The 13,979-nt window shown below is 73.3% G+C and carries 8 protein-coding genes and 1 tRNA gene; all 9 read left to right on the forward strand.

Annotation, left to right across the window (positions count from 1 at the left end; genetic code table 11):
• Positions 1-38 precede the first annotated feature (38 nt).
• The 9 genes from ABZ404_RS29240 to ABZ404_RS29280 all read left to right on the forward strand — a co-directional run bounded on the left by ABZ404_RS29240 (position 39) and on the right by ABZ404_RS29280 (position 13,881).
• On the forward strand, positions 39-773 hold the full coding sequence (locus ABZ404_RS29240) for a small secreted protein (RefSeq protein WP_358832033.1): 735 nt from the start codon (positions 39-41) through the stop codon (positions 771-773).
• 111 nt (positions 774-884) lie between these two features.
• Positions 885-2,411, forward strand: a complete 1,527-nt coding sequence (locus ABZ404_RS29245; protein ID WP_358832034.1) for a methyltransferase — start codon at positions 885-887, stop codon at positions 2,409-2,411.
• 321 nt (positions 2,412-2,732) lie between these two features.
• Positions 2,733-2,948, forward strand: a complete 216-nt coding sequence (locus ABZ404_RS29250) for a hypothetical protein (RefSeq protein WP_358832035.1) — start codon at positions 2,733-2,735, stop codon at positions 2,946-2,948.
• A 247-nt stretch (positions 2,949-3,195) separates the two neighbouring features.
• On the forward strand, positions 3,196-6,000 hold the full coding sequence (topA, locus tag ABZ404_RS29255; RefSeq protein ID WP_358832036.1) for a type I DNA topoisomerase: 2,805 nt from the start codon (positions 3,196-3,198) through the stop codon (positions 5,998-6,000).
• 165 nt (positions 6,001-6,165) lie between these two features.
• Positions 6,166-9,498 carry a dTMP kinase gene (tmk, locus tag ABZ404_RS29260; protein ID WP_358831954.1) on the forward strand — a complete coding sequence of 1,111 codons (3,333 nt, stop codon included), beginning with the start codon at positions 6,166-6,168 and terminating at the stop codon, positions 9,496-9,498.
• 102 nt (positions 9,499-9,600) lie between these two features.
• Positions 9,601-10,806, forward strand: coding sequence for a DNA polymerase III subunit delta' (locus ABZ404_RS29265; RefSeq protein ID WP_358831953.1), 1,206 nt, complete (start codon positions 9,601-9,603; stop codon positions 10,804-10,806).
• 154 nt (positions 10,807-10,960) lie between these two features.
• On the forward strand, positions 10,961-12,505 hold the full coding sequence (locus ABZ404_RS29270; protein ID WP_358831952.1) for an alpha/beta hydrolase: 1,545 nt from the start codon (positions 10,961-10,963) through the stop codon (positions 12,503-12,505).
• A 96-nt stretch (positions 12,506-12,601) separates the two neighbouring features.
• Positions 12,602-12,675 (forward strand) — tRNA-Thr (locus ABZ404_RS29275).
• A 252-nt stretch (positions 12,676-12,927) separates the two neighbouring features.
• Positions 12,928-13,881 (forward strand): RNA polymerase sigma-70 factor, encoded by a 954-nt coding sequence (locus ABZ404_RS29280; protein ID WP_358831951.1) that lies wholly within the window; start codon positions 12,928-12,930, stop codon positions 13,879-13,881.
• Positions 13,882-13,979 lie beyond the last annotated feature (98 nt).

A 13,979-nucleotide genomic window follows, 5' to 3' on the forward strand; every position in this document is an offset into this window, starting at 1 on the left:
ATGTTCCGGGGCCGAGAGCCTTGGAAGGGACCGATCCGGTGAACAAGAAGCTTGCGGCCGCACTGTCCGGCGGCGCGGTACTGGTGCTCGCACTGTCGGGTTGCAGCAGCGACGACTCGGACAAGAAGGTGAACGACTGGGCCAAGACCTTCTGCGACCAGGCCCAGCCGCAGATCAAGAAGATCACTGACGCCAACGCCTCCATCGAGAAGCAGACGGCCGACGAGAGCAAGCCGGCCGACGTCCAGAAGACGGACTCGGCTGCCTTCCAGCAGATCTCCGACGCGTACAAGTCGCTGGCCGACAGCCTCAACAAGGCCGGTGTCCCGCCCGTCACGGACGGCGACAAGACGCAGAAGGAGGCCGCCAAGGAGCTGACGGCGTCCTCCGCCTCCTACGCCGACCTCAAGAAGAAGGTCGACGCGCTCGACACCGGCGACCAGGCGAAGTTCGCCGACGGGCTCAAGGGCGTGGCCGACCAGCTGAACACCATCAGCAAGAGCAGCGACGACGCCCTCAAGAAGCTGGAGTCCGGCGAACTCGGCACGGCGATGCAGAAGCAGCCCGGCTGCCAGAAGCAGACCGCCTCCGCGCCCTCCTCCGCCACGCCCGCCGCCGGCGGCGACGCCTCCAGGCAGGCGTCCCCCTCGGGCTCGGCATCGCAGTCGGCGAAGCCCTCGGAGTCGGCGAAGCCCTCGGGGTCCGCCACGCCGTCGGAATCGGCCAAGCCGTCCGACTCGGCCAAGCCGTCGTCCTCGGCGAGCGCCGAGTAGCACCTGCGCGGGCGGTGCTCCAGCACGCCGCGGACGCCCTTCGTACGGCCCGGACCCCGTGTGGGTGCCGGGCCGTGGGTGTTTGTCAGCGGGAGCCGCCACAATGGCGGGGTGAGTACGACCAGCGTTCCCGCCAACCCGCCCGCCGGCCTGCCCGTGCCCGACCGCGCTGCCCGGCTCCGCGAGGCCCTGCTCGCCGCCGACTTCACCGCCGACGGCCTGCTCGACCTGCTCGGCGCCCCCGCCTACGCCGCGCTGGCCCGCAGCGAGACGGTGCCCGCCTTGCGCGCGACGCGCGGCGACACGCCGCTCGACACGCTCGTACGGCTGTTCCTGCTCCAGCAGCCCGTGGCGTACGAGCGCGTCGGAGCGGCCCTGCCGGGTGACGAGGCGCTGGAGGACGGCTGGCTCACCCGGACGGGTGACGAAGTGCGTGCCGCCGTTGACGTGCGTCCCTACGGCGGCCCGGAGGGACAGGACTGGTTCATCGTCTCCGACCTCGGCTGCGCCGTCGGCGGCGCGGGCGGCGCGAGCGGCCGGGGGGACGCCGCGATGGTCCTCGGGGTCGGCGGCGCGTCCACCACGCTCGCCGGGCTCACCGTCCGCACACCGGTCGCCTCCGCCCTCGACCTCGGCACCGGTTCCGGCATCCAGGCGCTGCACGCCGCGCAGCACGCGACCCGTGTCACCGCCACCGACCTCAACCCGCGCGCGCTGGCCTTCACCCGGCTCACCCTCGCCCTGTCCGGCGCTCCCGCGGCCGACCTGCGCGAGGGCTCGCTCTACGACCCGGTGGGCGACGAGACGTTCGACCTGATCGTGTCCAACCCGCCGTTCGTCATCTCGCCGGGCGCCCGGCTGACGTACCGGGACGGCGGCATGGGCGGCGACGACCTGTGCCGCACGCTCGTCCAGCAGGCGGGCGCCCGGCTGAACGAGGGGGGTTACGCGCAGTTCCTCGCCAACTGGCAGCACGTGGACGGCGAGGAGTGGCAGGAGCGGCTGCGCTCGTGGGTGCCGCGCGGCTGCGACGCCTGGATCGTGCAGCGCGAGGTCCAGGACGTCACGCAGTACGCGGAGCTGTGGCTGCGCGACGCCGGGGACCACCGCGCCGGCCCCGAGGCCTACGCCGAGCGGTACGGGGCGTGGCTCGACGAGTTCGAGGCGAGCGGGACCAGGGCGATCGGCTTCGGCTGGATCACGCTGCACAAGTCCGGGTCGCAGGAGCCGTCCGTCACCGTCGAGGAGTGGCCGCACCCCGTCGAGCAGCCGCTCGGCGAGACCATCCGGGCCCACTTCGACCGGCAGGAGTATCTGCGCACCCACGACGACGCGGCGCTGCTCGCCGACCGTTTCCGCCTCGCCGACGAGGTGGTGCAGGAGCAGGTCGGGCTGCCGGGCGCCGAGGACCCCGAGCACGTGGTGCTGCGGCAGAACCGTGGCATGCGCCGGGCCACCACGGTGGACACCGTCGGCGCGGGGTTCGCGGGCGTCTGCGACGGCCAGTTGGACGCGGGCCGCATCCTGGACGCCATCGCCCAGCTGATCGGGGAGGACCCGGTCCAGTTGCGCGACCGCACCCCGGAGTCGATCCGGATGCTGGTCGGCCAGGGCTTCCTGGAGCCGGTCGGCGAGTGACGCGCGCGCCCCGGGCCGCCCGCCGGGCCGGCGGGGGGCGAAGGGCCGCGTACGACAGCTGAGGTAGGGGCGCTCCCGCATGCGGCGGGGGCGGCCCGGCGGGAGGCGCCGGGTGCGGGCAGGGGTGAGAAGGGGATGAATTCGGCCAACCCCACCGAGCCCCGCCGTATCGCACCGCCCCACCTGCCCCACCGGCCCACTGCGGCCACCGGCGTCCCTTCCGCCCCACCGCGTCCGCCCGTCGCAGGCCGGGCCGGCTGCGGTGCGGCCGTTCACCTGGAGTTCGCCGGGACTCCTCGCGGGGGTGCCAGGATCCGCGCCATGAACGGGATGGGTGGGGCGGAGGCCGGTCCGGCCGTGTTCGCGGGAACGGTCTTCGTGCTGTTCGGGGGCGCGCTGCTGCTGTGGACGGGGGCCCGGGTGCGCCACCGGGCGCCGGTGGCGGACGGCGCGGGCCTCGTGGCCTCGGCGGCGCTGGCCGCCCTCGCCGGCGCGCTTTTCCTGGTGGCCGGGGTGTGGTCCTTCACACGCCTGTGAGTCCCGGGGGCCCCGGGCGCCGCGCCGGGCCGGGCGGACACGTTCCCGGCCCTGCGCTGGGACGAAACGCTTTTCGGAACGCATCGGGACGGTCCAGGCGGCACACTCGCCGTAAGTCGGGTTACCGTTCGAGTGGCCGCTGCGGGCTTTTGCTGTTTGACACGGGGGCGGGTTGTACCGTCACACTCCGCAGCGACCGTACAGCTCGTACGTGCCACCCGAGTGCCGACCGGAGAGAAGAGCGAAGTTGTCCCCGACCAGCGAGACCGCAAAGGGCGGCCGCCGACTCGTCATCGTCGAGTCTCCTGCCAAGGCGAAGACGATCAAGGGCTACCTGGGCCCCGGTTATGTCGTCGAGGCGAGCGTCGGGCACATCCGCGACCTGCCGAACGGCGCCGCCGAGGTGCCCGACAAGTACACCGGCGAGGTCCGCCGCCTCGGCGTGGACGTCGAACACGACTTCCAGCCCATCTATGTCGTCAACGCCGACAAGAAGGCGCAGGTCAAGAAGCTCAAGGAGCTCCTTGCCGAGTCCGACGAACTCTTCCTCGCCACCGATGAGGACCGCGAGGGCGAAGCCATCGCGTGGCACCTCCAGGAAGTCCTGAAGCCCAAGGTCCCCGTCCACCGGATGGTCTTCCACGAGATCACCAAGGACGCCATCCGGGACGCCGTCGCCAACCCGCGCGAGCTCAACCAGCGCATGGTCGACGCCCAGGAGACCCGCCGCATCCTCGACCGCCTCTACGGCTACGAGGTCTCGCCGGTGCTGTGGAAGAAGGTCATGCCGAGGCTCTCGGCGGGCCGTGTCCAGTCGGTGGCCACCCGGCTCGTGGTGGAGCGGGAACGCGAGCGCATCGCTTTTCGTTCTGCTGAGTACTGGGACCTGACCGGGACGTTCTCCACCGGCCGGGCGGGCGACGCCTCCGACCCGTCCTCGCTGGTGGCACGCCTCGCGGCGGTCGACGGCCGCCGTGTGGCGCAGGGCCGCGACTTCGGTCCCGACGGACAACTCAAGAGCGACGTCCTCCACCTCGACGAGGCGAACGCCCGGGCCCTGGCCGCCGCCCTCGCCGACTCGTCCTTCGCCGTGCGCTCGGTGGAGTCCAAGCCGTACCGCCGCTCGCCGTACGCCCCGTTCCGTACGACGACGCTCCAGCAGGAGGCCTCCCGCAAGCTCGGCTTCGGGGCCAAGGCCACCATGCAGGTCGCCCAGAAGCTGTACGAGAACGGCTTCATCACGTATATGCGTACGGACTCCACCACGCTCTCCGAGACCGCGGTGTCGGCGGCCCGTGCGCAGGTCACGCAGTTGTACGGCGCGGACTACCTCCCGGAGAAGCCGCGTACGTACGCCGGCAAGGTCAAGAACGCGCAGGAGGCGCACGAGGCGATCCGCCCCTCGGGGGACCGTTTCCGCACTCCGGCCGAGACGGGCCTGACCGGTGACCAGTTCCGGCTCTACGAGCTGATCTGGAAGCGGACCGTCGCGTCCCAGATGAAGGACGCGGTCGGCAACTCCGTCACCGTGAGGATCGCGGGCCGGGCGAGCGACGGGCGGGACGCGGAGTTCACCGCGTCCGGCAAGACGATCACCTTCCACGGCTTCATGAAGGCCTACGTCGAGGGCGCCGACGACCCGAACGCGGAGCTGGACGACCGCGAGCGGCGTCTGCCGCAGGTCTCCGAGGGCGACGCGCTGTCGGCCGAGGAGATCACCGCGGACGGCCACGCGACCAAGCCGCCGGCCCGCTACACCGAGGCCTCGCTGGTCAAGGAGCTGGAAGAGCGCGAGATCGGCCGTCCGTCGACGTACGCGTCGATCATCGGCACGATCCTCGACCGCGGCTACGTCTTCAAGAAGGGCACGGCGCTCGTCCCGTCCTTCCTGAGCTTCGCCGTGGTCAACCTGCTGGAGAAGCACTTCGGCCGGCTCGTCGACTACGACTTCACCGCGCGCATGGAGGACGACCTCGACCGCATCGCGCGCGGCGAGGCCAAGTCGGTGCCGTGGCTCAAGCGCTTCTACTTCGGTGAGGGCGAGGCCGGTGCTGGCACCGCCTCCGACGCCGGGAACGGCGACGGGGACCACCTCGGCGGTCTGAAGGAGCTGGTCACGGACCTCGGCGCGATCGACGCGCGCGAGATCTCCTCCTTCCCCGTGGGCAGCGGGATCGTGCTGCGGGTCGGCCGCTACGGGCCGTACATCGAGCGCGGGGAGAAGGACGCCGAGGGCCACCAGCGCGCCGACGTGCCGGAGGACCTGGCACCCGACGAGCTGACCGTGGAGCTGGCGGAGGAGCTGCTCGCCAAGCCGAGCGGCGACTTCGAGCTGGGCACCGACCCGGTGAGCGGCAACCAGATCGTGGCGAAGGACGGCCGGTACGGGCCGTATGTCACCGAGATCCTTCCCGAGGGCACGCCGAAGACCGGCAAGAACGCGGTCAAGCCGCGGACGGCCTCGCTCTTCAAGTCGATGGCCCTGGACACGGTCACGCTCCAGGACGCGCTGAAGCTGATGTCGCTGCCGCGTGTGGTGGGGACCGACGCCGAGGGCGTCGAGATCACCGCGCAGAACGGGCGGTACGGCCCGTATCTGAAGAAGGGCACCGACTCGCGCTCGCTGGAGACGGAGGACCAGCTCTTCTCCATCACCCTGGAGGAGGCGCTGGCGATCTACGCGCAGCCCAAGGCGCGGGGGCGCGCGGCCGCCAAGCCGCCGCTCAAGGAGCTCGGCACCGACCCGGTCAGCGAGAAGCCGGTCGTCGTGAAGGACGGCCGCTTCGGCCCGTACGTCACGGACGGCGAGACCAACGCGACCCTGCGGACCGGGGACAGCGTGGAGGACATCACGCCGGAGCGCGGGTACGAGCTGCTCGCCGAGAAGCGTGCCAAGGCGCCCGCCAAGAAGACGGCGAAGAAGGCCGCGGCCAAGAAGGCACCCGCCAAGAAGACCGCGGCGAAGAAGACGGCCGCCAAGAAGACGGCGGCCACGGCGAAGAAGGCCCCGGCCAAGAAGACGGCCGCGAAGAAGACGGCCGCGGCCGAGTAGGCACCGCGACGGCGCCCCGGGCGCCGGACAGACGCGGAACGGACGCGGAACGACGCCGAGCGCGCGGCCGGGGGCATCGCCCCCGGCCGCGCGCCCATGAGAGGAACCCGCCCGTATGTTCGGGCGGCCCCTCGGGGACCTGGGCGCTCCGGATAGGCTGGGCGGATGACGCGAGCCGAGCATCCCCAGAGCTCCGAAGGCGCAGGGACGACCCCCACGGTCGTGAGCCCCGTCTCCGACGCCCTTGCCGCCGACTCACGCGAGCGGGCCGTACGCGCCCTGTTGCGCATCCCGCCGTTGCGGCGGTTGTGGAGCGCCCAGTTCGTGGGCGCGACCGGTGACGCTCTGTCCGTCCTCGTCCTCCTGCTGCTGGCGCTTCAGGCCGCGGTCATGGAGGACGCCCTCGGCGGGGGCTACCGGGGCGCGGCCTTCGCCGTGGCCGCGGTGCTCGGCGCCCGCGCCTTCGCGACGTTCCTCTTCGGTGCGGTGCTGCTCGGGCCCGTCTCCGCGCTGACCGCGCCCAGCGGCCCCCTGGACCGGCGCTGGACGATGATCGGCGCGGACGGCGTTCGGGCCGCGCTGCTGATCGTCGCGCCGCTGTGGATCGACTGGACCCCCGACCACGCGTTCTCCTTCCTGCTCGGCACCGCCTTCGTGGCCGGGGTCGCCGAGCGGTTCTGGACGGTGTGCAAGGAGAGCGCGGCGCCCGCGCTGCTGCCCGCGCCGCCGCTGGAGGGCGCCGCCGTGCGCCCGCTGCCGGACCATCTGGACGCCCTGCGGCGCCTGTCGCTGCGCACGACGTTCGCGTCCATGCCCGTGGCCGCGGCCGCTCTGCTGGTGGCCGCGCTGGTCAGCAAGGCCTTCGGCAAGGGCGTCGACTGGTTCTCGCTCCACCAGGCGGCCCTCGGCTCCTACCTCGCGGCCGGCCTCTTCGCCGCGTCCGTCTCCGTCCTGGCGATGCTCACCCTCCCGGACTCCCCGACTCCGCGTGCCCGCTCGCCGCTGGAGGGGCTGCGCAGGCCCTCGACCGGCGCCGGCCCCGACAAGGGGCGTACGGGCGCGGTGCCGCTGCTCGTCCTGGCCTGCGGCGCGGTCGCGGGCGCGATCGCCGCGGCGGCGGCCGTCGCCGTCCTGCACGCCGCCGACCTCGACGGCGGCCCGGCCTCGTACGCCCTGCTGGTCCTCGCGCTGGTCGGCGGCACGGGCGTCGGTGTCCGCGTCGCGCCCAAGGTGCTGCCCGTGCTGTCGCGCCGGCGGCTGCTGGCGCTCGCGATCGCCGTCACCGGTGTCGCGCTGCTCGCGATGGGCCTGGTGCCGGACACCGCGACCGTGCTGTTCATCGCGCTGGCCGCCGGTGTCGCGGCCGGTGTCGCCGCTCACAGCGGCCACACGCTGATCGACCAGGAGACCGAGGAGTACCGCCGGGCCCGCACCACCGACCACCTCCAGGCGGTCGTCCGGGTCGCGATCGGCCTCGGCGCCATCCTCGCCCCGCTGGTCGCCGCCGCCATCGGCCCGCACCGCCTCGCGGGCGACGGGTTCGTCTTCGCGCACGGCGGCGCCGGGTTCACGCTGATGCTGACCGGCGCGCTGCTGCTGCCGGTCGCCGCGGTCGTCCTGGCCAAGACCGACGACCGGCAGGGCGTGCCGCTGCGGCACGACCTGCGGGACGCGGTACGGGGCGCCGACCCGGTGCAGGCACCGGCTGCCACCGGCTTCTTCATCGCCCTCGAAGGCGGCGACGGCGCCGGCAAGTCCACCCAGGCGCAGGCGCTGGCCGAGTGGATAAGGGCCAAGGGCCACGAGGTCGTGGTGACCCGCGAGCCGGGCGCCACCCCGGTCGGCAAGCGGCTGCGCTCGATCCTGCTCGACGTCTCCAGCGCCGGTCTGTCCAACCGCGCGGAGGCCCTGCTGTACGCGGCGGACCGCGCCGAGCACGTCGACTCGCTGGTCCGCCCCGCCCTGGAGCGCGGCGCGATCGTCATCTCGGACCGCTACATCGACTCCTCGGTCGCCTACCAGGGCGCCGGGCGCGACCTGTCGCCGACCGAGGTCGCCCGGATCAACCGCTGGGCGACCGGCGGTCTCGTACCCCACCTGACCGTGCTCCTCGACGTGGCGCCGGAGACCGCGCGTGAGCGGTTCACCGAGGCGCCGGACCGGCTGGAGTCGGAGCCGCCCGAGTTCCACGCGCGCGTACGTGCCGGGTTCCTCACCCTCGCGGCGGCCGACCCGTCCCGCTACCTGGTGGTGGACGCGGCCCAGGAGCCCGAGGCGGTCACCACCGTCGTACGCCACCGGCTCGACCAGATGCTGCCGCTCTCCGAGGCCGAGGTGAAGGCCCAGGAGGAGGCGCGCCGGGCGGCCGAGGAGGAGGCCAGGCGCAAGGCCGAGGAAGAGGCCGCGCGCAAGGCCGAGGAGGAGCGCCTGGAGCGCGAGCGCCAGGCGCAGCTCGCCAAGCTGCGCGCCGAGGAGGAGGAGCGCAAGCGGCGCGAGCTGGAGGAGGCGCGCCGCCGCGAGGAGGAGCGCCAGGCCGAGGAGGCGCGGCTGCGGGCCGAGGAGGCCAGGCGGCTCGCCGAGGAGGAGCGCGTCCGGCGCGAAGCGGAGGCCAAGGCCGCCGCGGCCGAGCAGGAACGGCTGCGCAGGCAGGCCGAGGAGGAGGCCCGGCTGCGCGCCGAGGCCGAGGAGCGCCGCCTGGAGAAGCAGCGCAAGGCCGAGGAGGCGCTGCGGCGGGCGGAGGAGGCCCGGCGGCTCGCGGAGGCCGCGACCGCGGCGACCGCCGCGGCGGCGACGGCTTCGGCCGCCACGTCTGCCACTTCCGCACCGTCCGCCACGGCTTCTGACCCCGCAGGCACGCGTGCGGGTGCGGGCGCGGGTTCGGGTACGGCGAAGAGCGGGGACGACACCGCGGCCACGCGCGCGAAGCGCAGGCCCGTGGCCGAGTCGGCCACCGAGGTGACGGTCCCCACGCCCGTCGTGGACCAGGCGGCGGCCCGTGGGACGGACCCCGGGGTGAGCCCCAACGAGGTCACCCAGGAAGTCCGCGTCCCGGGCGCGGGCACCCCCGCCCCGGACGCCGCCGAGACCACGGTCCTGCCGCAGGTCCCGGCCGATGCCGACGAGACGACGGTGCTGCCGCCCGTACGGGACGCGGACGAGACGGCCGTGCTGCCGCCCGTACGGGACGGGGCCGGGGCCGCGGACGGCGACCGGTTCCCGCCGGGGATCTTCCGCGACGAGCGGGAGCGGTCCGAGCGGCCGAACGAGCGGACGCGGGAGCTGCCGCAGGTCGACCCCGAGCGGCTCGGCACGGAGCCCGGGGCGTCGACGCAGGCCGGAGCCGCGCCCGGGTCCGGGTCGCAGCCGAAGGGGGGCAGGCGGCCCAAGCGGCGTTCGGACTGGGCCGAGGAGACCCCGCTGGACGATCTGCCCACGCTCGCCGACGAGCTGCTCGGGCCGCACCCCGACGACGACGACGACCGCCGGGGCCGCCGCTGACCTGCGGGAAGGCCGCCCCGGACGGGATTGTCCGACCCCTCCCTCACAATGGGGTCGTAGCGGGGACGTACGGGGCGGAACAGAGCGCGGAGGCGGTGACCCATGACGGTGTGGGACGACCTGGTCGGCCAGGACCGGGTGCAGGAGCAACTGGCCGCTGCCGCGCGCGACGCCGACGCGCTGGTGACGGCCGTCTCGGCCGGTGAGCCCGTCCCGGACGCGTCGAAGATGACGCACGCGTGGCTGTTCACCGGTCCGCCGGGATCGGGCCGCTCCACGGCCGCGCGCGCGTTCGCCGCCGCGCTCCAGTGCGTCAGCCCCGACCGGGCGCTGGGCGGACAGCCCGGCTGCGGGTTCTGCGACGGCTGCCACACCGCGCTGATCGGCACGCACGCGGACGTGCAGATCATCCGCACCGACCTGCTCTCCATCGGCGTCAAGGAGACCCGCGACCTCGTCCGGCGCGCCCAGCTCTCGCCCGCCGTCGGCCGCTGGCAGGTCATCGTCATGGAGGACGCCGACCGGCTGACCGAGGGCGCGGGCAACGTGCTCCTGAAGGCCGTGGAGGAGCCCGCCCCGCGCACGGTGTGGATGCTCTGCGCGCCCTCGCTGGAGGACGTGCTGCCCACGATCCGCTCGCGCTGCCGCCATCTGACGCTGCGGACGCCGCCGGTGGAGGCCGTCGCCGAGGTGCTGATCCGCCGGGACGGCATCCCGCCGGAGACCGCCCTCGCCGCCGCCCGCGCCACCCAGGGCCACATCGGCCGGGCCCGCCGTCTGGCCACCGACGAGCGCGCGCGGGCCCGCCGGGCCGCCGTGCTGAAGGTGCCGCTGAGGGTCGAGGACGTGGGCGGCTGCCTCAAGGCCGCCCAGGAGCTGGTCGACACCGCCGCCGAGGACGCCAAGCAGCTCGCGGAAGAGGTGGACGTCAAGGAGACCGACGACCTCAAGGCGGCGCTCGGCGGCCAGGCCGGAGGCCGTATGCCACGGGGCACCGCCGGGGCGATGAAGGAGCTGGAGGACCGCCAGAAGCGCCGCAAGACGCGTACGCAGCGGGACAGCCTGGACCTCGCGCTCACCGAGCTCACCGGTTTCTACCGTGACGTCCTGGCGCTCCAGCTCGGCTCCCGCATCGCCCTGGCGAACGAGGAGGTGCGCGACGGGGTGGACCGCATCGCGCGCGGCTCCACGCCCGAGGGCACCCTGCGCCGGATAGAGGCGGTCCTCGCCTGCCGCGAGGCACTGGACCGCAACGTGGCACCGCTGCTCGCGGTGGAGGCGATGACGCTGGCGCTGCGCGCGGGATGAAGCCCCCGGGCGCGCGCTGCTGTCGGTGCCGCGCGGGAAGAGTGCCGCGCGCCGGCCCGACACGCGGTCGCGCCGGTTGACCGGCTCACTCGTACGAGCCGTCGTGCGGCCGCCGACGGGGCACATGCCGTCACTACCCGGTTACGCTCCGGGGATGGACTCCAGGCGTCTGCTCCGTTCCTCCGCCCTCGCCGTCGCGACCGCGGGGCTCCTCGTCTCCGGATGCTCGTCGGGCGGCTCGTCCACCACCGCGACGGCCTCCACCACCTCGGCGGCGGGCGCCCAGACGTCGGCCGGGCTGCGCGCGTACTACCAGCAGAAGCTCCAGTGGCGGGCGTGCGGCGTACCGGGCTTCGAGTGCTCCACCATGAAGGCGCCGCTCGACTACGCCCAGCCGACGGGCACCGCCGTCAAACTCGCGGTCGCCCGCAAGAAGGCCACGGGCCCGGGCAAGCGGATCGGCTCGCTCCTGGTCAACCCGGGCGGCCCCGGCGGCACGGCCGTGGGCTACCTCCAGCAGTACGCGGGCGTCGCCTACCCCGCCCCGGTCCGGGCGCGGTACGACATGGTGGCGGTCGACCCGCGCGGCGTGGCCCGCAGCGAGCCCGTCGAATGCCTGACCAGCCGCGAGATGGACGCGTACACCCAGGTCGACCAGACCCCGGACGACGCCGCCGAGAAGACCGCGCTGGCGACCTCGTTCAAGAAGTTCGCGCAGGGCTGCGAGAAGCGCTCGGGCAAGATCCTGCCGCATGTCTCCACCGTCGAGGCGGCCCGCGACATGGACATCCTGCGGCAGCTCCTGGGCGACGAGAAGCTGCACTACGTGGGCGCCTCCTACGGCACGTTCCTGGGCGCGACCTACGCGGAGCTGTTCCCGGACCGCACCGGCCGCCTGGTCCTCGACGGGGCGATCGACCCGTCCCTGCCGGCGCTGGAGATGAACCGCGACCAGACGGCGGGCTTCGAGACGGCGTTCCAGTCGTTCGCCGCGGACTGCGTCCCGCGCAAGGACTGCCCGGTGGGCACGGCCTCGGTGGCGGACGCGTCGGCGCGTCTGAAGAAGTTCTTCGCGGAGCTCGACGCCAAACCGGTCGAGACCGGCGAGTCCCGCAAGCTCGGCGAGTCGCTGGCCACGACTGGCGTGATCGCCGCGATGTACGACGAGACGACCTGGCCCGAGCTGCGCTCCAGCCTCACGCGCGCCATGAACGGCGACGGCGGCGGCCTGCTGGCCCTGGCGGACTCGTACTACGAGCGGGACACGGAGGGGAAGTACGCGAACCTCATGTACGCCAACGCGGCCGTGAACTGCCTCGACCTGCCCCCCGCCTTCTCCGGCCCCGACGCGGTGGCCGCCGCGCTCCCGTCCTTCGAGAAGGCGTCCCCGGTCTTCGGCGAGGGCTTCGCCTGGGCGATCCTGAACTGCGCGTACTGGCCGGTCAAGGCCACCGGCACCCCGCACCGCATCGAGGCGAAGGGCGCGGCGCCGATCGTGGTGGTCGGCACCACCCGCGACCCGGCCACCCCCTACAAGTGGGCGCGGTCCCTCGCCTCCCAGCTGTCCTCCGGCAGGCTCCTCACCTACGAGGGCGACGGCCACACGGCGTACGGCCGCGGCAGCGACTGCGTCGACACCGCGATCAACACCTACCTCCTGGAGGGCACGCCCCCGCCCGCCGACAAGAAGTGCACCTGAGCTGCGCGAGTCCCTCGAACAGGGGTGGTCAGGAGCACCCCGCGGAACTGTGTAGACTTGGCCGCGTTGCTGATCGCACCATGGGGCGCACGGCGCGCCGCCTTAGCTCAGTTGGCCAGAGCAACGCACTCGTAATGCGTAGGTCTCGGGTTCGAATCCCGAAGGCGGCTCGGAATCACCCCAGGACTCACTCGCCGTGACCTGGGGTTTTTTCATGTCCGGAGCATGGTCCACGCCCCGTGCGCGTTCATGGGCGCACTGCGACGCTCCGACCAGGCCCGGCGGGGTGATCGCCCCCTGGCCGCCGGTCGGCGGTGTCCCGCCATCTCGTCGACAGGCGCCACGCCAGAAGCCCCGCGGTGGCGTATCCGCCCGGCTCACGTTCCTGGCGCCCGTCCGTGTGGTTGGGCGATCATGGGCGGATGTCGTCCACGCCGCTCAGTACGCACGAGGCTGCTCAGTTCGAGGGGTTCCGGGGCCGGTTGGAGGCCATCGCCTATCGGCTTCTCGGGTCGGCCGGTGACGCCGAGGACGCGGTGCAGGACACGTTCCTGCGCTGGCACGCGGCCGACCGGGCGCGGATCGAGGTGCCCGAGGCGTGGCTGACCAAAGTGCTCACCAACCTCTGCCTCAACCAGCTCACTTCGGCGCGGGCCAGGCGCGAGACCTATGTGGGGCAGTGGCTTCCGGAACCGGTCCTGGCCGGTGACCGGATGCTCGGCCCGGCCGACACCGCCGAGCAGCGTGAGTCGGTCTCCCTCGCGGTGCTGACCCTCATGGAGCGGCTGTCGCCCAACGAGCGCGTCGTGTACGTCCTGCGGGAGGCCTTCGCGTACTCGCACCGGGAGATCGCGGAGATTCTCGATCTCACCGAGGCCAACTGCCAGCAGATCTACCGGCGGGCCAAGCAGCACGTCAGCGCCGACCGGTCCCGGGGCAAGGTCGACGCGGCCGCCGCGCGGAAGATCGTCGAGGAGTTCCTGGAGGCGGCCCTCAGCGGTGACACCCAGCCGCTGATCCGGCTGCTCGTCGATGACGCGGTCAGCGTCGCCGACGGTGGCGGCCGGGTCAGCGCCCGCCGCAGCCCGGTCGTCGGGGCGCTCGGCGTCGCGCGGTATCTGCGGGGGCTCTTCCGGCCGACCGAGGCCAAGCGGGCGCAGGTCGGTGGCGCCGTCGCCCTCTATTCCGCCGTCGTCAACGGCGGTCCTGCCGTGCTCATCGAGGGCGGCGGGAAGATCGCCGGTGTCATGTGCCTCGACACCGCCACCGGCCGTATCGAGGCACTCCACATCCAGGTCAACCCCGAGAAGCTGGAGCGCATCACGCGTCAGTGGGTGGCCGAGGGCGCCCATGTGCCGGTCGTGAAGGTGTGGTGACGCAGGTCACAGCTGCCATCTGTCAGGGATCGTCGGGCTGTCCGGTTCAGGAGGTGCACGCAGCCAGAGGGGCCGGGCCGACAGGCCGGCCGGGCCGG

Source organism: Streptomyces sp. NPDC005878 (genome assembly GCF_040629815.1).
Taxonomy (GTDB): domain Bacteria; phylum Actinomycetota; class Actinomycetes; order Streptomycetales; family Streptomycetaceae; genus Streptomyces.

What these genes read in the sequence shown, in the direction of transcription:
- ABZ404_RS29250 (WP_358832035.1), top strand. Translation starts at nt 2,733, where the DNA reads ATGAACGGGATGGGTGGGGCGGAGGCCGGTCCGGCCGTGTTCGCGGGA.
- tmk (WP_358831954.1), top strand. Translation starts at nt 6,166, where the DNA reads ATGACGCGAGCCGAGCATCCCCAGAGCTCCGAAGGCGCAGGGACGACC.
- ABZ404_RS29265 (WP_358831953.1), top strand. Translation starts at nt 9,601, where the DNA reads ATGACGGTGTGGGACGACCTGGTCGGCCAGGACCGGGTGCAGGAGCAA.
- ABZ404_RS29270 (WP_358831952.1), top strand. Translation starts at nt 10,961, where the DNA reads ATGGACTCCAGGCGTCTGCTCCGTTCCTCCGCCCTCGCCGTCGCGACC.
- ABZ404_RS29280 (WP_358831951.1), top strand. Translation starts at nt 12,928, where the DNA reads ATGTCGTCCACGCCGCTCAGTACGCACGAGGCTGCTCAGTTCGAGGGG.